19 protein-coding genes and 1 pseudogene are annotated in these 19408 nt (G+C 61.2%); 8 read left to right on the forward strand and 12 right to left on the reverse strand.

Going from position 1 to position 19408, the window contains the following annotated elements; genetic code table 11:
• Positions 1–247: pseudogene (locus tag VIW95_RS13270) on the forward strand (hypothetical protein); the annotation flags it as partial.
• Positions 248–855: 608 nt separating this feature from the next.
• On the opposite strand, the gene VIW95_RS13275 reads toward VIW95_RS13270, so the two are convergent.
• The 4 genes from VIW95_RS13275 to pyrF form a co-directional block, all read right to left on the reverse strand.
• Positions 856–1629 (reverse strand): SDR family oxidoreductase, encoded by a 774-nt coding sequence (locus VIW95_RS13275; RefSeq protein WP_331587269.1) that lies wholly within the window; start codon positions 1627–1629, stop codon positions 856–858.
• A gap of 33 nt (positions 1630–1662) precedes the next feature.
• Entirely contained in the window at positions 1663–2052 is a 390-nt protein-coding gene (locus tag VIW95_RS13280) for a DUF1634 domain-containing protein (protein ID WP_331587271.1), read from the reverse strand.
• A 3-nt stretch (positions 2053–2055) separates the two neighbouring features.
• Entirely contained in the window at positions 2056–2883 is an 828-nt protein-coding gene (locus tag VIW95_RS13285; protein WP_331587273.1) for a sulfite exporter TauE/SafE family protein, read from the reverse strand.
• A gap of 82 nt (positions 2884–2965) precedes the next feature.
• Positions 2966–3775 carry an orotidine-5'-phosphate decarboxylase gene (gene pyrF, locus VIW95_RS13290; protein ID WP_331587275.1) on the reverse strand — a complete coding sequence of 270 codons (810 nt, stop codon included), beginning with the start codon at positions 3773–3775 and terminating at the stop codon, positions 2966–2968.
• Between the two features lie 352 nt (positions 3776–4127).
• Here pyrF and VIW95_RS13295 point away from each other — a divergent pair, with 352 nt between their 5' ends.
• The 5 genes from VIW95_RS13295 to VIW95_RS13315 are packed head-to-tail and all read left to right on the forward strand — an operon-like array spanning position 4128 to position 8781.
• Entirely contained in the window at positions 4128–5645 is a 1518-nt protein-coding gene (locus VIW95_RS13295; protein ID WP_331587277.1) for a HAMP domain-containing sensor histidine kinase, read from the forward strand.
• The gene (locus tag VIW95_RS13300) at positions 5642–7084 is read left to right on the forward strand and encodes a sigma-54 dependent transcriptional regulator (RefSeq protein ID WP_331587279.1); all 1443 of its coding nucleotides are present in this window, start codon (positions 5642–5644) and stop codon (positions 7082–7084) included. The genes VIW95_RS13295 and VIW95_RS13300 overlap by 4 nt, the downstream gene beginning before the upstream one ends.
• Positions 7085–7112: 28 nt before the next feature.
• Positions 7113–7595 carry an isoprenylcysteine carboxylmethyltransferase family protein gene (locus tag VIW95_RS13305; RefSeq protein WP_331587281.1) on the forward strand — a complete coding sequence of 161 codons (483 nt, stop codon included), beginning with the start codon at positions 7113–7115 and terminating at the stop codon, positions 7593–7595.
• Positions 7596–7655: 60 nt separating this feature from the next.
• A complete protein-coding gene (locus VIW95_RS13310) occupies positions 7656–8396 on the forward strand; it encodes a PspA/IM30 family protein (protein ID WP_331587283.1) in 741 nt (246 codons plus the stop codon).
• Positions 8397–8403: 7 nt separating this feature from the next.
• A complete protein-coding gene (locus tag VIW95_RS13315) occupies positions 8404–8781 on the forward strand; it encodes a hypothetical protein (RefSeq protein WP_331587285.1) in 378 nt (125 codons plus the stop codon).
• Positions 8782–8785: 4 nt separating this feature from the next.
• Here the strand turns inward: VIW95_RS13315 and VIW95_RS13320 are convergent, their stop codons facing one another.
• Genes VIW95_RS13320 through VIW95_RS13330 form a run of 3 tightly spaced genes read right to left on the reverse strand, consistent with a single transcriptional unit; the run spans position 8786 to position 11384 of the window.
• A complete protein-coding gene (locus tag VIW95_RS13320; protein WP_331587287.1) occupies positions 8786–10069 on the reverse strand; it encodes a competence/damage-inducible protein A in 1284 nt (427 codons plus the stop codon).
• A gap of 25 nt (positions 10070–10094) precedes the next feature.
• The gene (locus tag VIW95_RS13325) at positions 10095–10556 is read right to left on the reverse strand and encodes a phosphatidylglycerophosphatase A (protein WP_331587289.1); all 462 of its coding nucleotides are present in this window, start codon (positions 10554–10556) and stop codon (positions 10095–10097) included.
• Positions 10557–10565: 9 nt separating this feature from the next.
• Positions 10566–11384 (reverse strand): cytidylate kinase-like family protein, encoded by an 819-nt coding sequence (locus VIW95_RS13330; protein WP_331587291.1) that lies wholly within the window; start codon positions 11382–11384, stop codon positions 10566–10568.
• A gap of 107 nt (positions 11385–11491) precedes the next feature.
• Here VIW95_RS13330 and VIW95_RS13335 point away from each other — a divergent pair, with 107 nt between their 5' ends.
• Positions 11492–12295 (forward strand): 3'(2'),5'-bisphosphate nucleotidase CysQ, encoded by an 804-nt coding sequence (locus VIW95_RS13335; protein ID WP_331587293.1) that lies wholly within the window; start codon positions 11492–11494, stop codon positions 12293–12295.
• Here VIW95_RS13335 and VIW95_RS13340 read toward each other — a convergent pair.
• The 5 genes from VIW95_RS13340 to VIW95_RS13360 all read right to left on the reverse strand — a co-directional run bounded on the left by VIW95_RS13340 (position 12274) and on the right by VIW95_RS13360 (position 17247).
• Complete coding sequence (locus tag VIW95_RS13340; protein WP_331587295.1) at positions 12274–13569, reverse strand: MFS transporter; 1296 nt, start codon at positions 13567–13569, stop codon at positions 12274–12276. The genes VIW95_RS13335 and VIW95_RS13340 overlap by 22 nt on opposite strands.
• Before the next feature lie 68 nt (positions 13570–13637).
• Positions 13638–14930, reverse strand: a complete 1293-nt coding sequence (locus VIW95_RS13345) for an ACS family MFS transporter (protein WP_331587297.1) — start codon at positions 14928–14930, stop codon at positions 13638–13640.
• A gap of 98 nt (positions 14931–15028) precedes the next feature.
• Positions 15029–15457 (reverse strand): helix-turn-helix transcriptional regulator, encoded by a 429-nt coding sequence (locus VIW95_RS13350; protein ID WP_331587299.1) that lies wholly within the window; start codon positions 15455–15457, stop codon positions 15029–15031.
• 257 nt (positions 15458–15714) lie between these two features.
• Positions 15715–16068: an FxLYD domain-containing protein gene (locus VIW95_RS13355; RefSeq protein WP_331587301.1), complete on the reverse strand. Its 354-nt coding sequence runs from the start codon at positions 16066–16068 to the stop codon at positions 15715–15717.
• A 12-nt stretch (positions 16069–16080) separates the two neighbouring features.
• Positions 16081–17247, reverse strand: a complete 1167-nt coding sequence (locus VIW95_RS13360) for an acyl-CoA dehydrogenase family protein (protein WP_349259324.1) — start codon at positions 17245–17247, stop codon at positions 16081–16083.
• Positions 17248–17956: 709 nt separating this feature from the next.
• Here VIW95_RS13360 and VIW95_RS13365 point away from each other — a divergent pair.
• Positions 17957–19213, forward strand: a complete 1257-nt coding sequence (locus tag VIW95_RS13365; RefSeq protein ID WP_331587305.1) for an outer membrane beta-barrel protein — start codon at positions 17957–17959, stop codon at positions 19211–19213.
• The last annotated feature ends 195 nt before the right edge of the window (positions 19214–19408 follow it).

Raw genomic sequence — 19408 nt, forward strand, 5'->3', positions numbered from 1 at the left:
CGATCTCGACAAACGAATCGAAGCAGGCGCCGTGATGGTCGGCGATCCGGAAGACTGCCTGAAGGTCGCAAAGATTTACGAATCAGCAGGCGTCGACTTGATCCTGATGCTGGTGCAGGTAGGCGCAGTCCCGCACGAAAAGGTAATGCAAACGATCGACCTAATCGGCAAGCATGTAATGCCGAAATTGAGTCAGAGCTCAAAGGCGTTCCAGGCGGAATCCGCAGCAGCGGCGGGCGCACGGTGAACTGAATCGCGGAAAATTTTCTTAGAGCGCGGCGATCCGAAGATTACCTCACCCGTTTATTTTACGGGAGAGGAGGCCGGCCGCATCGCGGCCCGGTAGGTGGGGGTTCTGCGGTGCAAGCTACCTTCTACGCGTCATCTGCCGACTTACCTTTTTCGTGATCCTGAGCTTTGCGAATGATCTCGCCCGTATGCGCATATTGACGACGCCGGACACCAGAGTGTCCGTCGAGATTCTTCCGCCGCGGCGACTCAGAATGACGGAGGGAGGTGGGCGCATCGGCTTTTTCGTCGAACCGCAGAACCCTCACCTCTGGCCGCGATGCGGCCAGCCGCCTCTCCGGTAAAGCTCCCCCTCACCCGCGCCGGTGACGCGACCTCTCCCGCAACAACAAAGCGGGAGAGGCGAATAATAGGTTGCGCGGAGCGCAACATCCTAACTTGGGCGAGGTAATTTCGCCGGGGTCGCCCGGATAGAGGCTTTGCATAGAGTCGGTTGCGGTTTCGGAGAGGAGGCAGAATCTTAGATCGCGCGCGAGAAAATCGCGCGCTGTTACAAGGACCCTCACCTTCGATCCTCTCCCTTGCAGGGAGAGGGGAAGAGCAGATTTATCTGCGCGAACCCGGGGCGGGGCGGGGGTCTACTATTTGGCGGCCGGTTGGGCGGACCTCCAGGGAGCAGCCGAACATCGAGTCGTCGCGGACCAAGGTTACTACTGCGTCGGCGATTTCTTCGGGCTGGATTATTCTTGAGGGGAGCCAGCTTTTGATGCCGTGTTGGGCTGCTTGCTCGAGGCCTCGGCGGACTAGCGGGGTGTCCACTATTCCGGGGCAGATGCAGTTGACGCGGATTTTTCGTTCCGCTTCCCACGATGCGAGCGAGTGCGTGAAGTTTACGACGCCGCCTTTCGCTGCGCCGTAAACTGCGTCCTGGCGGTGCGGGTACAAGCCGGCCATCGAAGCGGTGTTGATGATGACGCCGCCGCCGTTTTTTTGCATCAGCGGCGCCGCGAGGCCGGTGCCGAGAATCACAGCCTGCAGATCGATCTCGATCACGAGGTGCCATCGCTCCGGCGGTGCGTCGGGAAAGCCGGGCGCACCGACGCCGATGCCGGCGTTGTTGTGCAGGATGTCGAGGCGGCCGAACTTCGAGACCGCGGTGTCGAGCATCCGGCGCGCGTCCTCGAGTTTCGTGACGTCGGCCTTTACGAAAACGGCGCGGCCGCCCGCGCTCTCGATTCGCTTGACGGTTTCGCCGCCGCCCGCTTCGTCGAGATCGGCGACCACGATCGCGGCGCCTTCTTTCGCCAGCCGCTCCGCCGTTGCACGCCCGATTCCCGACGAGCCGCCGGTGATGACGCCGACCTTTCCTTTAATTTCCATCGTGCGATCCTCCGTCCGAACACTAGTCGATCTCTAACCGACACTCCCAACCAGCACGCCGACGATCAAGCCCGCAAGCACGTAGGCCGTAAGCGCAACATAAGTGTAATCGCGTTCCCGGATGAAGAGGACGAAGGAGAACGCGACGCGCGCGAGCGGGACGAGCGTCAGCACGAACAGCCCGATCGTCAGCACCGCATGCGGATTGCCCTCGCGAATCCGGTCGAACAACAGGCCAAACTTCTCCTTGCCGATCAGATGACCCAGCCGCACCTCCTGGTAGCGCTGAACGTAGTAGTCCGGTGCGAAGGTATAGGTCAAGGTGAGACCGGCAACGAGAATGATCATTGCGGCGATCAGGATCGTGCGCAGCAAAAACGGCGTCCACACCCTGAGTATTCGATCTTCGTCCTGTTTCGGCATCGCTTAGATCCCCGACAGCGCGCGCCATCCCATCTCGGCCGCGATCAGCAAAAGAATTATCACGAAAACTATCCTGAGAGACTCGACCTTGAGACGCGGGAGGACGCGGCTTCCAGCCAGCGCGCCGGCCGTAACACCGATCGCCACTGGCGCCGCAATGGTAGTGGCCACGTCGCCGCGCGAAAGAAATACCAGTGCGCCGGCGCCGGCCGTCACGCCGATCATGAAGTTGCTGGTCGCGCTCGACACCTTCAGCGGCAGGTGCATGACGTAGTCCATCGCCATCACCTTGAGCGCGCCCGATCCGATTCCGAGCAGACCCGACATCAGCCCCGCGACGACCATCAACGCGCCGCCCTGCGGAACTCTCACGACTTCGTAATGGACAGTGTTGCCGCCGCTGTCGGGCACTTCGCCTGCGAGTTCGAGCCGCTCGGCCAGCGCGTCGCCCTTGGTGAGGATGTCGTCGCCGTGCTTGGTGATCGTGAAGTATGCCGACTGGAGCATCATCGCAGCGAAGAGCAATTCGAGCACGACGGTCGGCACGACGCCGGCGAGATAGGCGCCGATCACGGCGCCGGTGACGGTTGCGCATTCGAGGACCATCGCGACTTTCAGATTGGTCCATCCGTCGCGCACGAACGCGACGCTGGCGCCGGCGCTGGTCGCGACGACTGAAATCAGGCTCGCGCCAACGGCGACCTTCATCGGCATGTGCGCGAGGATAACCAGCGCGGGCACGATGAAGACGCCACCACCGAGGCCCGAGATCGCGCCGATGAATCCGGCGCTGACCGAGAGCGCGAACAGGTTGATCAGGATTTCGAGCACGAACAGGCTCCGGTCGCTGGCATTTCGCGCAATCGTAGTTTGCTTCGAATGAGAAAGACAGACGCAGTCGATCGAAGATTGGCTAGACGGGACGTGGGTTGAGAATCTCGAACGTGCGCCGCGGACTGTTGCGCAATCCGCGCTCGATGTCGTCGGTAATCTCGCGCACGGCGCGCAAAGGCTCGGCCGCGCGCCAGATTGGGCTGCCGATCACGACGTAGTCGGCGCCCGCGCGGATCGCGTCGGCGGCGGTGATCGCATTGGAGATCGTGTCGGCTACCTCGCGCACCCGCACGCCCGACGTCACGATGATGAATCGGCGTCCGCAAGTGTTGCGCACTCGGGTAATTTCATGCGGCCAGGTAACGACGCCGTCGAGCGATGCGTCGGCGGCAAACCGCGCTATCTCGCTGACGCGGTCGGGAGTTCCTGCCGCGCGCGGGCTGGAGTTCGTTGATTTCGTATCGGCGAGGGTCGCGACCGCCAGGATACTCGGCCGGCGCAGGCCCTCTGTTCTGCAAATGCGCGCGACCTCGGCGCGCGTCCGCATCATCATATCGGTCGAGGCGCAGTTCGAACCGTAGGGATGGATGTCGAACATCTTGACGCCGAGCCGCGTGGCTTCGACGGCGGCGCGCAGCACCTTTTGCGGGCTGTCGTGGAATTTGAGATCGAGAAAAACTTCGGCGCCGCGCCGGCGAATCTCGCGGATGAAATCGGGGCCGCCACCGACGAACAGCGCGCGCCCGACTTTGAACATCCCGACCACCCGCGCCAGACGGTCCACCAGCCCGAGCGCGTCGCCGCGATCGCGCAGGTCAAGCGACACGATCAGCCGCTCGCGTAGCGCGTTCTGCCGGGTCAGCCCCGAAAATGGCCAGTACTGCGTCATCGATTGAAAATATGCCGATTGCGGTCGAAGTCAAGGAAACGCGAGACTTGACCGCGATGCAGTGCGGGGGCTGCAACGTCGCGACTGCACTTAGGCGCCTCGTCCGCGAGCATGATTGCGGTAGTCCTTGCGGATACTCGACTTTTCGTCGCAGTCGAGGTCGGCATCCGCTTTGCAATTAGAGGTCAGGTCCCGGAAATGACAGCGATTGTTTTAGTTCTGGCGACTCGATAGGTCAATTACACGGACCGGCATTTCCGGCCCCAGGTGAGGCAGGATGTTCGGACTCTTTTTGATAGCACTAATCATTTATGCGGTCGTGCAACATCGAAAACGAAATCGTATGCGCTGGATGAAGTATAGCGACTGGTCGAAGTACGATTGGGCGGCAACTCCGATGTTCGGGCGGCACGGCCGCCGCAGCCCGCGGTGGTCGCGCGATTGGTCGAAGTGGACACAGGATGCGAAGGCGTCCACGACGGCATCGGCGGAGCGCTTCGCCAGCGATCTTCATTCGAAGATAAAGCGCGACTTCGACTCGAAGATGGCGCGCAAGTTCGAGGCCAAGGCCGAGCGGTTCGAGCGCAAGATGCGCTCGCGATTCGATCACCAGACGCAGAAATATAGCGGCGTCACGCTCGATCCCGCGCAGGATATGCCGCCGCCACCGCAGTTTAAGAACGACGCCGAGCGCCAGACCTACGAGCGCGCGCGCAAACGCGCACAGGCCGAGGCCGGTTTCTTCGTGCATCTGATGTGGTACGGCATCATCATCGGCTTCCTGTTCATCATCGATCTGATGACGACCGGGTTCGGCGGATATCCGTGGTTCATCTGGCCGGCGCTCGGCTGGGGATTTGGAATCGCGAGCCATTTTTCGGCGGTGTACGGCTGGCGATGGGTTCACGAGCGCGTTTTTCAGCCGGCGGTCGCGCGCGAAGTTCAGCGCGAAGTCTTGCAGGAGAAGGAGCAGCTGCGAACAGAGAAGCAGGCGTCGCTGGACGAGCTGACTGCGACCTTCGCGCACGAAATCCGCAATCCGATCGCCGCGGCGAAAAGCCTGGTGCAGCAGATGGGCGAGGATCCCACCTCGCACGAAAACGTCGAGTACGCCAAGGTCGCGCTCGACGAGCTCGCACGCGTCGAGCGCAGCGTGTCGCATCTGCTCAAATACGCGAAGGAAGAAGACTATAAGTTCGAGAACGTAAATCTCGCGTGGGTGCTCGACGGCGCGCTGACGCAGATGCGCAGCAAGCTCGAGGCGAACTCGGTCGCGGTGTCGCGCGCTTACCTGAGCGGTCCGACCGTGCGCGCCGACGCCGACAAGCTGCGGCAGGTTTTTTCAAACATCATCGACAACGCGATCGACGCGATGGAATCGGCGACCGGCGAGCGCCGGCTCGAGTTCGCGATACAGAACAACGGCGCGGGAATGGCGGCGGTGCGCGTTCGCGACAACGGCTGCGGAATCGCGGACGACAAGATCGCGAAAATTTTCAATCCGTTCTACACCTCGAAGACCAACGGCACCGGACTCGGCCTGGGCGTCGCGAAAAAAGTGATCGACTCGCATCGCGGAACGATCGAGGTGCACAGCAAGGTCGGCCAGGGCACCGAGTTCGTGCTCGCGATCCCGCTCAGCGACTCGGTGCGCGACAGCGATGATGTAGTTCAGTCGTCGGCCGTTCCGACCACGATGGCGCCGTGTGAGACGAGTGAGCGGCCCGAATCGCCGGACATCGTAGGAGAAGCGGCCGCCGAGTCGTCGCCGCAAAACAACGCCGGAAACAACAATAGCGGCGCGGTAACCACGCCGATCGTCCCAATGGCAGCGGGAGCAAACCCGCGGGCCTCGAGGCTACGAAATTGAAAGGCCGATTACTGGTAGTTGACGACGAGCGCGGAATCGTCATCGCGCTCAAAGGGCTCTTCACCAAGGAGGGCTACGAAGTCGAGACCGCAGAGTCGGGCGAGGAAGCGCTCGAGAAGGTCAAGGCTGGGCTGTTCCACGTGATCATCACGGACCTCAGCATGAAGGGAATGAGCGGGCTTGAATTGCTCAAGCACGTGCGCGAGCTCGATCCCGCGTGCGCCGTGCTGATGATCACGGCCTTCGGCACGCAGCGAATCGCCGTCGAAGCTATGAAGGCCGGCGCCGAGGATTACCTGCCCAAGCCGTTCGACAACGACGAGCTGCGCATGAAAGTGCGCAAGGTGATGGAGACGCAACTGCTCAAGCGCGAGCACAATCAGCTGCTCGAGCAGGTGCGGCTCGAGACCGGCGTTTTCGAAAACATGGTCGGGCGATCGCGCGCGATGATGCGAGTGTTCGAGACGATCGACAAGGTCGCGCCGACCGACGTCACCGTTCTAATCCGTGGCGAATCGGGCACCGGCAAGGAGCTCGTCGCACGCGCGATCCATTTTCGAAGTCCCCGCGCGCGCAAGCCGTTCATCGCGGTCAATTGCGCGGCGTTCTCGCGCGAGCTGGTCGAGAGCGAGCTGTTCGGCCACGAGAAGGGCGCGTTCACCGGCGCGGTGGCGCGTCGCGAGGGCAAATTCGAAGCCGCCAACGGCGGCACCTTGTTTCTCGACGAGATCGGCGACATGGCGCTCGAGACGCAGGCTAAGTTGCTGCGCGTGCTGCAGGAGCAGGTGTTCGAGCGGATCGGCGGGAATCAACCGCTGAGCGTGGACGTGCGAATAATCGCCGCGACCAACCAGCACCTCGAAGCGATGATCGAGCAGGGCAAGTTTCGCGAGGATCTCTACTACCGTCTGAAGGTTGTCGAGATTCGCGTGCCTCCCGTGCGCGAGCGGCGCGAAGACGTTCCGCTGATGGTCCAGCATTTTATCGCGGAGGCATGCAATCGTTTCTCCGCGCCACAAAAACAGCTTACTCACGAGGCGATGCGCGCGTGCGTCGAGGCGCCGTGGAAAGGCAACGCGCGCTCGCTCAAGGCGGCAATCGAGCAGGCGGTGATTCTGTCGCCGGGCGCCGAGATTACCGCCGAGGATCTTTTCGCAGGCTCGGAGCCGGAAGGCGATCACGCGAGTACACCGAGTTCACCGGCGGCCTCGGACAACGGCGAATCGGCGATGACCTTTCGCGAGGCGAAGGAAAAATTCGTCGGCGATTGGGAACGCGATTTTTTCGTCCGCGCGTTACGCGCGACTGGCGGTAACATTTCACGCGCGGCGGAGCGGACCGGGATGTATCGGCAGAGCTTTCAGCAGAAGATGCGCGAACTCGGAATCACGCTCGCCGATATTGGACTCGCGCCCACCCACAAGACCGACGTCAATTGATTTCGCGCAAAAGCGGAGACGATAAGCAATGAACTCAATCGAACCCCAGGCCCCGAGCACCACTCTCACGACCATGAAGATTCATCCGCCGCTGCTGGCGGGTGCACTCGTGCTGGTCACGCTCGCGCTCCATTTTATGCTGCCCGAGGAACGCACCGTGGGATGGGAGCAGGTGATCGGGCTGCTGTTCGTCGCGGCCGGCGCGGGACTATCGTGTTTCGCTGCCGCGATTTTCCAGGCGCGCGAGACCACCAGGAAGCCATGGGGCGAACCGACGAATTTCGTGGTGCAGCCGCCATACACCTGGACGCGAAATCCGATGTACCTCGGTCTCGCGACCGCGTTGTTCGGGCTCGCGGTTTTCTTCGGATCGATCGCGATGCTGCTGGCGCCGGCGGTGTTCTTCGCGGTGATCGATCGGATGGTGATTCCGCGCGAGGAAGAAACGATGGAGCGGCTCTTCGGCCAGGATTACCGCAACTACACCAATCGCGTGAGGCGTTGGATCTGAAAATTTCAGCAACAGTCGGCTGTGCGCGCGAATAACGCTCAGGCCGAAAGGAGAACGAAAGTGTTATCAAGATTTTTCAAATTGCTCGGAGGCAAGTTCAGCCGCTGGATTAAAGCGCGCGAGGCGCGCGACCCCGAGGCGGTCTACGAGTCAGCGATCTCGGATCGCGTCCACCGCTATCATGGGCTCAAGACCGCGGCGGCCGGCGTCATCTATATGCGCAACAAGCTCGAACGGGAGCTGCGCGAAAAGCTGGCCGAGATGAAAGAGGTCGATGAGGAAGCGGGGCAGGCCGCTGACATGAACGAGGATCAGTGCGCGCTGATTCTGATCCAGCGCAAGCATATCCTCGACGGCGATTGCACGCGGCTCCGCGAAGAGCTCGGCGAGCTGACTACGGAAGCCGAGGACGCGAAGAAAAACCTGATCTCATTCAAGGGCGAGATTGAAAAGCTCAAGGTCGAGAAAGTGCGGATGATCGCGCGGATGCGGAACGCGCAGGCACGCGTGCGAATTCAGCGCGCGCTCGAAGAGATCTCGTACGATGACGACGTCCGTGCGCTCGAAGAAGTGCGAGAGTCGATTCAGCGGATGCTCGCGCAGGCGGGCGTCAATCACGAAATCGCCGGCTCCGAGCTCGGCGACAAGCTCGAGGCAATCCGCGTGCGCAACGCCGAGGCCAAGGCCCAGGCTGAGCTCGCGGACTTGAAGCGCAAGCGCCGTCCGCCGCTCGCCCCGATGGATATCTTCACTACGGCAGCCAACGCGGCCGCCAACGGCGACATCAAGCACGCGAACTGAGTTGAATATGAGAGCATCATCTACCATCGTTGCGACCCTCGCGGTGATCGCTCTGCTTGGCTCTGGATGCGGTCGCGGGCCGCATCCAGGACCTCCGCCGCCGCATAGCGAATCAGGCTCGCCGTCGAATGATGTGACCGGTGTGTGGGCAAACAGCGTATTTGGCTCCGTCGATGTGAGACAGGCGGCCAATCTCTGCGCTGGGCGCGTGCAACTCGCACAAGGCAACGCGACGGTCAACGACGGGTGTTTCACGGGCGACACCAACGTCGTGCTTTGCACCGACACGTCGTCGGCCAGTGCCGTCCAATGTGCTGCCGCAAATGGGAAGCTGGTCCTCGCCGGCAACGGCGGCGATCTGATCAACTACGCGCGCGTCAGGTAACCGACTAGCGGCGGAACAGCGTTGAGTCTGCGATCGGCAGACCCAGCGCGTACCGCCGCAGCCAGTCGAGCGCGACCTGCGACGTGATCAACTTGATCCAGTCGCGAGTGCCACGGAACTGATAGCGGCGCGTGAAGCTCTGATCGTCCGCTGACAGCGCGATGCACACGGTGCCGACCGGCTTGTCCGGCGTGCCGCCGCCGGGCCCCGCGATTCCCGACGTCGCGACCGAGACGTTCGCGCCGGTGCGCTTGCGCACTCCGGCCGCCATCTCGCGCACGCACTCTTCGCTCACGGCGCCATGCGCTTTCAGCGTCTCATCTGAAACACCCAGCACTCCCTCTTTCACATCGTAGGTGTAGGTTACCAGGTCGCCCTTAAAATATTGCGAGCATCCCGGAACATTCGTGATGCGATGTCCGATCAGTCCACCGGTGCACGATTCCGCAACAGCCATCGTGAGTTTCCGCTCTATGAAAAGACGGCCGACGACTTCCTCCATCGACGTGTCGCCTTCGGCGTAGATGAACTGCGAGATCTTCCCGCGCACGCGATGCGCCAGCTCCTCGACCTTGCGATCGACCTCGCCGGGGTTTCCCTCGACTCTGATCTTCAGCGAAATCTGCGGGAAGCTCGCGCGGAACGAGACCTTCGCTTCTTCCGGTCTGATCAATCCCGCCACCGCTTCGTCGAGCGCTGACTCGCTCATTCCGAAGGTCTGGAAGATCTTCACCGCGTAAACTTTGTTGGTGCCGCGATTCGCTGAAATCCACGGGATCACCGTGTTTTCCATCATCGGTTTCATCTCGCGCGGCACGCCCGGCAGCACGATCAGATGCGCGGTGTGACCGCCACGCGTCACCGGCATCCTGAAGCCCGGCGCCGTGCCGAGCGGATTCTGAATGACGGTCGCGCCCTCCGGAAAGTCCGCCTGCTTGAGATTGTTCTCAGGCATCGGCCGTCCGATGCTCGCGAACAATCGCTTCATGTGCTCGACGGCGGCTTCGTCGCGCCGCAACTTCACGCCCGCAACGCGCGCGATGGTTTCTGTAGTCAGGTCGTCCGCGGTCGGACCGATGCCGCCGGTTGAAATCACGACGTCGCCTTTCTCGATCGCCGTGCGCCACGCCCATTCCAGGCGGTCGGGCACATCGCCGACCGTAATCACCGCGACGAGATCGATTCCAATTTCGGCGAGCTTGTCGGAAAGGTAGTTGGCGTTGGTATCGACGACCTTGCCGGTGGTGATCTCGTCGCCGGTGGAAAGAATCACAGCGTTCTGAATCATCGGGAACTCCTTGCGGGCGCGCGGGTCAGAGCAAGTGCACGATCACGCGCAACACGATATTCGCATAAATCGCCGCAGCCAAATCGTCGAGCATCACGCCCGCGCCGTTGCGCATGCGGCGATCGATCAAGCTCGCCGGCCACGGTTTGACGACGTCGGCTACTCGAAACAGCAGGAATCCGAGCATCATCCAGCCGAACGTGATCGGATTGCCGAACATCGTGGCGGCCATGCCGAGCACTTCATCTATAACGATGCGCGAATCGTCGTGATTGTCGAAAATCTTCTCGGCACGATCGGAAATCCAGCATGCGATCGCGAACGCGACCGCGAACACCAGCAGGCACAGCGCCGGCGAACGCATCCAGAGCGGGCCGAATGCGAGCCATACGACGGCCAGTCCCACCACCGAGCCTGCGGTTCCCGGCGCAATCGGAGCGTAACCGGAATAAATTCCAGTGGCGAAAAAAATGATGAGAGAGCGCATCCGGTAGAGTCAGCTTGTAGTCAACGTCACAGGATCTTCTTCGGCGCCGACTTCGACCGATGAGACGCCTTCGATCCTTTGCGCCACTCCGATCACCAGCTCGTCCCACGGCGGCACCAGCCCGACCCCGCTCACGCGGACGCATCCAGCCGAACAGTTCACCGACATTTGCGTGTCGCCAATCTTAGGATGTGCAACCAGCGCCGCGTGCACCTGTGCCGCAATCGCGGCGTCTTGCATGCACTTGGTCCGCTCCGGAGTGCGCCCACTGTCGATATGCGTCGCGAGCGCTGCAAGCGTGTTCGCGTGCGCTGCGAGCGGAAGGCGCGAGGTGTTGATCACCAGGTCGTAAATCGCGGGGTCTTCGATGTCCTGCCCGAAGAGGGTTTGAATGCGCGCCTTCAATTCCATGTCGAAGTCGCGAACGCGCTTGTCAGCTGCGGCCGGCGCGAGCTTCTCGTCTTTCGCGACCTGCTTGATGCGAAGGGCCACTGGAGCCATCGTGCGCACTCTGATGCCGCATCCGCCTTCGGGAAGAAAATGCGACGAACCGCGGCCCGCGACGACGATCCGATCTTGCGCGGCCTCTTGCAGAAAGACAGCGCGGTAATACGCGGCAAAACGGCCGGTGTCGGTCTTCCGCTCCCAGAAATGCGGACTATGCACGTCGAACCATTTCACCTGCTCGGCGCTCACGTTGAAGCGCTTCGCAGTCTCGGCGATCAATTGCTCGCCGCTCTGGAACCGATAACCAAGTTCCCGCGCCGCGAGCTCCCCGAGCTCGATTCCCCTGCTGCCAATCTGCTGACTGATAGCGATAACTGCCATGTCGGTCCCCTCAGCCATCTTAGGTTTGTGATCGCAAAAAGGGCAAACCAGCCCGCGATGGAATCGGCGCCCAGGTGTAGCTAGGATTTGCGCGGCTGTAAAACACGATGGAAGAAAATGATTTGACGCGCGAACTGAAGCTCGCGAAGAAAGCGGCGCGCGCGGCTGGCGAGATACTTCGCGGCTATTGGAAGCGCGAGGGCCTCAAAGTTGGATCGAAGGGGCATGACAATCCCGTCACACAGGCCGATCTCGAAGCCGATGCCGCAATCAAGAAAGCGCTGCGCGAGCCGTTTCCTTCATACGGATGGCTTTCTGAGGAGACCGTCGATAACGATGACCGGCTGAAGTGCCAGCGTGTGTGGATCGTCGATCCGCTCGACGGCACCAAGGAGTTCATCAACGGGATTCCCGAGTTCTCGGTCGCGATCGCGCTGATCGAAGATGGCGTGCCGATTCTCGGCGTCACCTACAATCCGATCAAGCGCGAGATGTATTCATCGGCGCGCGGCGTTGGATGTCATCTCAATTCGCGCCGCGTGCGGGTCACGCGTACGCGAACGCTCAAGCGCGCAACCGTGCTTGCCAGCCGCAGTGAGACTGCGCGCGGTGAATGGCAGGTGTTCCACGGGACGATGAAAGTGAGCCCGACCGGCAGCGTCGCGTACAAGCTTGCGCTAGTCGCGGCGGGCAAGGCCGACGCCACGTTCACGCGCTCGCCGAAAAGTGAGTGGGACATCGCGTCGGGCGCGGCGCTGGTCGCCGAGTCGGGCGGCACGATCACCGATATCAAAGGCCACGCGCTACGTTTCAATCAGCGCAACGTAAAGCTCGAAGGGTTGATCGCGGACAACACGGTGTTGCACGCGGGCTTGATGAAAGTGGCGCCTCATCCGTCGCGCAAGTCGTAACCCCGAGCGGCTGGAGCTTCCGGCACGGCCGAGGCGCCTTCTATTTCATAGCGGGTGCGGCCGGGGCCGGTCTCGGGCAGGAAGTACATCGTCACGATCGGCAGGAACTGGAAGACCAGGAAGCCGAGCATCACGGTGCGCAATCCGATGTGCGCGGCGAGCGCGCCGCCCAGAAACGGCGAGACGAACGCGCCGAAGTAGCCGATTGCCCACACGAAGCCCAGCGCCGCTCCGACGCGAGTCGGATTCATACCGGGCAATTCCATCATCATTGTCGTGATCGCGGCGAGCGATCCTGCTGATCCGATTCCGACGAGTACCAGCGACAGCCGAATCCATGTCGGTTCGGGGAACATCATGACGCCGGCGCATCCGATCAAGGTCGCAAACGCAATCGGCCAGGTGAACGGCTTGCGCAGTCCCGACATCCCCGTGCCGATTCCGCCGCCCAGCGCCGCGAACAGGCCGGTGAACGGGAGCACTTGCGTCATCAGCGAGGCTTCCGCCATCGACATGCCGCGGTAAGTGCGGAAGAACTCGGGCAGGAACGCGGTGTAGATCTGAAAGACCCACATCCCGCCGAACAGGCCGGCCGCGATCAGGAGCACGTTGCGCATCTTCGCGACTTCCACCAGCGCCGATCCGCGCTCTGCGGGCGCTTCGATCGCACTCGGCGTGGGTATGCTGATTTCAGTCCGACGCTCGCGGCCGAAGATTGTCCACAACAGCGCGACGCCTGCCGAGCCGACGCCGTACCACAACAGTGTCATCCGCCACGACCCGACCGCGGCGAACAAGGCCGGCGTCGCGCGGAACACCGCGGTGAGTCCGACGTAGCCGAACGAGAAGTTGACCATGTTGATGTACGGCCACTCGCCTTCGCCGAACCATTGCATCACGAGCGTGCCGGGCGGCGCGATCACGAGTCCGTAGCCGACTCCCTCGAGCACGCGGCACGCGAGCAACGCGGCGAAGTTCGGCGCGTAGCCGCTCGCGACCTGTCCAATCGCCATCAGCCAGATTCCGATCACCAGCGCGCGCAGCGGTCCAATCCGTTCGGCGACGACCGCGCCCAGCAGCGAGAAGATGCCGATGCATAGCGCGATGATCGAAATGATCAGGCCCGCGCTGCTCAGCGAGATTCCGAGCCCGTTCCTGATTTCCTGGAGTATCGGCGCGGGCGCGAGCCACGCGAACGACTGCGCCGTCAACAGCAGCAGCAACAGGACTTCGATAATCCATCTGTAGGACGAGAGTTTACTTGGCTGGCTCATCGATTCATCGCACTCCGGTTCGCTTCACGGTATATCGCGACTCTCGACCACTGCGCCACCGTAAAACTTCAGATCCTCTGCTCGCCGCTGGCCCATCGGAGATAGAAGAACATGCCGAGACAATAGACCGCCGCGATCAGATAGAAGACCGCGCTGAAAGACCTGGTCGCCTGCACGATCATCCCCGTCGCCGCGACGCCGATGATTCCCGGGACAGTCGCGAAGGTGTTCGAGATTCCCATCAGGATGCCGGCGTAGGTCGGCGCGACGTCGAGGTGATTCACACCGAAGGCGGCAGAGCCGATGCCGTTGGACGAGGCGGCCAGCGTCAGTAGTGCGACCGCCATCGCCGGCGAATGCGCAGCGGGCACAATCATCAGCGATATCGCACCGAGCATGAATGCCGCGGTCTGCATCGACTTGCGCACTGTGCCGACTGCGAGGCCGCGCGCGATTAGAGAGTCGGCAAGCCAGCCCGAGAAAGTGATCATGAAGAACGTCACGATCCATGGAACGATCGAATACACGCCGACGCGTTCCAGCGGCACGGCAAACGTGTGATGCAGATAGGTCGGCATCCAGAGCAGCAGGATGTTGAATCCGAAGTTGCTGCAAAAGTGCGCGACGACGATCGCCCAGACCGCTCGTTCGCGCGCGATTGCCGCCCACGGCACGCGCATCGCGCGCGGCTCAGCGGTACGCATCGACACGATCAATCTCAGCTCGGCCACGGTTGTGCGCGAAGATGTCTCGGGCCGATCGGCGGCGATGTACAACCACACTGCGACCCACACCAAACCGAGCGCGCCTGAGATGTAAAACAGCGCGGGCCATCCGAACGCCTTGATGATCAGCGGGCTCGCACTCAGCGCCAGGACTGTTCCCACGTACATCCCGCTGTAGTTCACGGACAACACGCGCGCGCGTTCTGACGGCAGCGTCCAGCGGGCAGTGAGGCTGTGAATCGAGGGAAAGTTGACGCCCTCGCCCAGACCGAGCAGCACGCGAGCGGCGAGCAGAGCGGAGAATGACGCAGCGGCCGCGATGGGCGTGACGAAGGTTGCCAGCGACCAGATTGCGACGCCGGCGGCCAGCACGCGATGGCCGCCGAATCGATCGGCCATCCATCCGCCGGCGAGCTGGGTCCACAGATACCCCCAGAACACGGCCGACAGCACGAGCCCCTGCGCGGCGGAGTCGTAGCCGAACTGGCGGGCCAGCGGGATTATCGCGACCGAGATGCTAATGCGATCGATGTAGCAAAGTGCGGTGCCGAGAAAGAACAGCGCGACGACGGTGTAGCGTTGCGGCCATCGTGGAATTCCCGGCGCGGTATCGCGCGCTCGTGCAGGCTCGCCCATGATGCAGTCGAGCTTAGGCCGCGCGATGCGCAAAAAAAAAGACGCGGGAGGAGATCCTCTCGCGTCTTTTAAGCACGGCTGTGTGCGAATCTAATCGGTTATCTACCGACAGCGTGGCGCACGGTATTCAGAATGTAGATGAAATCGCGCGGCGAACGCACGTCGCCGAGCAACGCCACTCGCGAAAGCATCTCCATCTCGCTGGTGGTGACGTTGTGAACGCGTCGCAGCTGCTCGTTCTTCCTGAAGTCGTCCCACGCCGATTCAGCCGCGGTCTCGACCTCGGGGCTGAGCAGTGCTTGCGCTCGAGGATTGGCGAGAAAAAACAGTTCCCGTCGATCGAGTCCGAGCACTTCTGCCATGCGGGTTAGAATCTTGTCGGAAGGATGGCGTTTGCCGGATTCCAGGTGGCCGACATACGGCGTGGAGGTTTTGATGCGCCGCGCGACTTCCTCTTGAGTTAGGTCGAGTTGCCGCCTGCGTTCTCGAATGACCTGTCCGAAAGTGCGTTCCTTGACTCGTGCCATGATAGAAACCTCTTCCCCTTTAAAGTGTGTCGATTTTAGTGCGATCGAGGCGATCGCAAGTCACCAAAATGGTGTTATTCGACACTTACAGTTAGTACCATCAAGACGACTTAAAGGCAAGCATAAGAATCGTGGGGTTGTTGCAACTCTTTGAACAGCCTCTACACATTTAGATTACACAACCCTACAAAGTGTTTAGACGCCGGATCTGCCAAAATATTCAATTTGCGAACAACTGCGAATTTTTGGCGTTTACCCTAATTTCCATAGGGATTTCGTCCGTGATTCAGGTATATCGAAAAGTCCGCAACCCCGTCGTCCTGACGCGCTGAACTCCTGAAATGGGCCGCCGCACCGTGGCGCAGGCCGTCCATCGAGACTATATCCTTGCCGATCGAATGGCCGTCGCGATCGAAGTAGTGAACCTCGAGCTGGAGCGGGCCGGTGTCGTCGCCCGTGTTGCGAACGTCGCCTTCGACCGACACCCGATCGCCGCTTCGCACCAGCCGAGTGCCGGCCACCTTCACCGGTTCCACGCCGGTCAGTGAATAAAACACATAGCCGGCAAAGCACAGCGCGCCGAGCAGGACGATGATCGCGCTTTTGCGCATCGGAATCGCCGTCTAGTACGAGCGCGGCAGGCCGAGCACATGCTCGGCGATCGAGTTCAACACCATTTCTTGCGACACCGGCGCGATCTTGAGCAGACGGCATTCGCGGAAGTAGCGCTCGACGTCGTACTCGCGAACGTAACCGTAGCCGCCGAGCGTCTGCACCGCGCGATCGCAAGCCTCGAACGCGGCATCGGCGGCGCGCAGCTTGGCGGTATTGGCCTCGGGACCGCATGGCTTGCGATTGTCGAACAGCCACGCCGCCTTGAGCATCATGAGTTCCGCCGCTTCCAGCTTCGAGTACGAATCGGCCAGGGGATGCGCGATTGCCTGGTTCTGTCCGATCGGACGGCCGAAGACCACGCGTTCTTTCGCGTACCTGACGGCTTTGGCAACCGCGGCGCGTCCGATTCCGATCGCCTCGGCGGCAACCAGGATACGCTCGGGATTCAAGCCGTCGAGCAGGCAATGGAAGCCGCGTCCTTCGCCGCCGATTAGATCCGACGCCGACACTTTCAGGTTGTCGATGAACAAAAGGTTGGTATCGACGGCGGCGCGGCCGAGTTTTTCGAGTTCGCGAATTTCGACGGATGATGGCTCGAGCTCGGCGAAGAACAGGCTCATGCCGTCGGTTTTTTTAGTGACCTGCTCGAAGGGTGTCGTTCGTGTGAGCAGGAGCATTCGTTTTGCTTCGCGCGCCTTGGTGGTGAAGACCTTGCGGCCGTTGATGATGTAGTTGTCGCCGTCACGACGCGCGGCCGTCTTGATGTGTGTGATGTCGTTGCCGGCGTCGGGCTCGGTGACCGCGAATGCGACATGCATCTCGCCGCTGACCACCTTCGGTAGGTAGCGGAGCTTCTGTTCCTCGCTGCCGTGGAAGACGAGCGGACTGACGCCGAAGATCGAAAGATGGACGGCGCTGGCGGCCGCCATCGCACCGCCCGAGGCGGCGACTTCGCGCATCACGAGCGCGGCCTCTGTGATTCCGAGACCGCTGCCGCCGTAGCGCTCCGGGATCGCGACGCCGAGGTAGCCGGCGGCGGCGACTGCGGCGAAGAAGTCGTGCGGAAATTCGGCACGGCGATCGTGATCGCGCCAGTACTCGTCCGGAAAGTTTGTGCACAGGGTGCGTACCTGCCTGACGATCTCGTCTTGTGCCTCGGTCAATTCAAAATTCATATGTGGTGGCTTTGGGTTGGAACGCCGCCCTGCCAGGGATAGTTCGCTCCGCCCAAAAATGTTTCAGCGCCAATCATTTGCCGACCGATTTCGAGCGCGTCAGAGAAGTACGGTTGTCCACAGCCCAGTGATAGCACAGAAAATCCGGCATGATGAGGATGAATAGTTCATTTCCAAACCGGAACAGAAAGCCTGAAGTCGCAGGTAACGCCGTGAACCTGTTGAAAGTCAGGTCGGTGCAAACTTGACGGTCTGCCGTCAGACCTGATTAATCACGCGGCAAATGCTTTCCATACGGGCATCACCAATCGCTGACCGATAGCCGAAATCCTTATGAACACAAAGGATTTTGGACCTCGGTCAATTATGACACCGGTATGAATCTTGTAACAAAGCAGCCGGTTTAATCACCGTAGCCCGCTACGTGTGGGCGCAGGAAGCCGCGGCGAGCGGCCGCGTGTCTCGGAGGGAGGAGATAGTGAATAGAAGAAGTACGACTCGGGGCGTTGGCTGGGTTCGCCTGGTTGCTGGCGTCGCACTGATCGGATTGCTGTGTAATGCGAATGCCTGGGCGGCAGATCCAGATCCGGCCACAACCACAACCACGACAACCCACAGACGTCACCACCATGTGGTCAGCACGACCACAACCACGACGAGCCCCACGGGGCCGAGCGAAGACCAGCGACTGAATGCGCTGTCCGGGCAGGTGGGTAATATACAGAAACAGACCGACGACACGACCAGCGAAGTGAAAAAGATCGAGGCGGCGATGGTCGTCGCACAGCCCGCGGCTAACGCGTCGCCCGCGACCATCGGCCAGCACGTTGGCCTGGCTGAAACGAACATAACGTCCATCCAGAAGAATCTGTCGGACAACCTTGGTATCAGCGTGCACGCTCTGGTCGATGCAGGCTATGAGCATAACTTCAATCAGCCGAATGGCAACGTCAATACGTTTCGCGCGTGGGACCAGGATGGATTCCAGCTCACTCAGGGCAATCTGCACATCGAACGCGATGGAACCGTTGGATTCGTGACCGACATCAACTTCGGTCAGGTCGCGAACGCGATTTCCTCCGTTACAAATTACTCGAACTCGGCGCATGTCGGTAATCAGTGGGTCGATCCGACGCAGTACTACCTGACCTATACGGCGCCGTTCGGCTCGGGTGTGAGTTTTGAAGCCGGCCGCTTCGTAACGCTGCTCGGCGCCGAGATCATTCCGATTTACAACAACCAGAACTTCAACGAGAGCCGCGGCCTGCTGTTCAACCTTGGCGAACCGCTGACTCATACCGGCATCCGCGCCAGCTATACGTTCAACGACTACGTGTCGGCCACCGCTGGTCTGAACAACGGCTGGGACGATCCGGCGAGCACTTCGAACGGTGGTCCGAACGTTGAAGGTGAGCTCACGATCAACAACAAGGAAAAGTCGTTGAGCCTCGTAGTCAACGGCATCTTTGGACCGAATGTTCAGCCCTCGAACACGGCCAGCATCCCGCCAGGCAAAACGAAATCCAATATGGAGCTGGGGGCAATCGATCCGATCGTGACCTGGAAGCCGTCGTTCGTGCCCAACCTGACGCTGCAGGCCGAATACCTGTACGCCTCTCAGGACGGTCCAGCGATCAACGGTCACAGCGCGACGTGGCAGGGCGCGGCGGGGTACGTAGTGTACGATTGGACGCCTGCGGTCGAGTTGGCGACCCGCGCCGAATTCTTCGACGACATGGATGGTGCGCGCACCAACGGCGAGGCACAGACGTTGTGGGAGATAACCCAGACGTTGAGCTACAAGATCCCAGAAGTGACGGGACTGATCGCTCGGCTGGAATATCGGCATGACAACTCGAGTCAGAACTCGTTCACGAACAACAATTTCGTGAGCCCGGTGACTGGCACGCAGCATTTGTGGCACGGACAGGACACGTTGGCTGCGAATTTCATTTACGCCTTCTAACCTCGCGGGGAGGAGCTAGAGAAACAGACGCGCAGCGATGCGCCAAAAGCGGCGGGTCCGAACGATCGGACCCGCCGCTTCCTTTTTCAGGCAAATGCCCGTTTCCGCTTTCAGCGCAACACGCTATTAATGCGGAGGGAAGCGCAGATGGGTTTTTACAATCGGTGGATTCTTCCGCAAGTGATCGAAGTGGCG

Origin of the sequence: Binatus sp. (SeqCode), assembly GCF_036522015.1 — a bacterium.
Lineage (GTDB): Bacteria > Desulfobacterota > Binatia > Binatales > Binataceae > Binatus.

Coding starts and splice junctions, on each gene's coding strand:
- VIW95_RS13275 (WP_331587269.1), bottom strand. CDS start 1,629: ATGGAAATTAAAGGAAAGGTCGGCGTCATCACCGGCGGCTCGTCGGGA.
- VIW95_RS13280 (WP_331587271.1), bottom strand. CDS start 2,052: ATGCCGAAACAGGACGAAGATCGAATACTCAGGGTGTGGACGCCGTTT.
- pyrF (WP_331587275.1), bottom strand. CDS start 3,775: ATGACGCAGTACTGGCCATTTTCGGGGCTGACCCGGCAGAACGCGCTA.
- VIW95_RS13295 (WP_331587277.1), top strand. CDS start 4,128: ATGAAGTATAGCGACTGGTCGAAGTACGATTGGGCGGCAACTCCGATG.
- VIW95_RS13305 (WP_331587281.1), top strand. CDS start 7,113: ATGAACTCAATCGAACCCCAGGCCCCGAGCACCACTCTCACGACCATG.
- VIW95_RS13315 (WP_331587285.1), top strand. CDS start 8,404: ATGAGAGCATCATCTACCATCGTTGCGACCCTCGCGGTGATCGCTCTG.
- VIW95_RS13320 (WP_331587287.1), bottom strand. CDS start 10,069: ATGATTCAGAACGCTGTGATTCTTTCCACCGGCGACGAGATCACCACC.
- VIW95_RS13325 (WP_331587289.1), bottom strand. CDS start 10,556: ATGCGCTCTCTCATCATTTTTTTCGCCACTGGAATTTATTCCGGTTAC.
- VIW95_RS13330 (WP_331587291.1), bottom strand. CDS start 11,384: ATGGCAGTTATCGCTATCAGTCAGCAGATTGGCAGCAGGGGAATCGAG.
- VIW95_RS13335 (WP_331587293.1), top strand. CDS start 11,492: ATGGAAGAAAATGATTTGACGCGCGAACTGAAGCTCGCGAAGAAAGCG.
- VIW95_RS13340 (WP_331587295.1), bottom strand. CDS start 13,569: ATGAGCCAGCCAAGTAAACTCTCGTCCTACAGATGGATTATCGAAGTC.
- VIW95_RS13345 (WP_331587297.1), bottom strand. CDS start 14,930: ATGGGCGAGCCTGCACGAGCGCGCGATACCGCGCCGGGAATTCCACGA.
- VIW95_RS13350 (WP_331587299.1), bottom strand. CDS start 15,457: ATGGCACGAGTCAAGGAACGCACTTTCGGACAGGTCATTCGAGAACGC.
- VIW95_RS13355 (WP_331587301.1), bottom strand. CDS start 16,068: ATGCGCAAAAGCGCGATCATCGTCCTGCTCGGCGCGCTGTGCTTTGCC.
- VIW95_RS13360 (WP_349259324.1), bottom strand. CDS start 17,247: ATGAATTTTGAATTGACCGAGGCACAAGACGAGATCGTCAGGCAGGTA.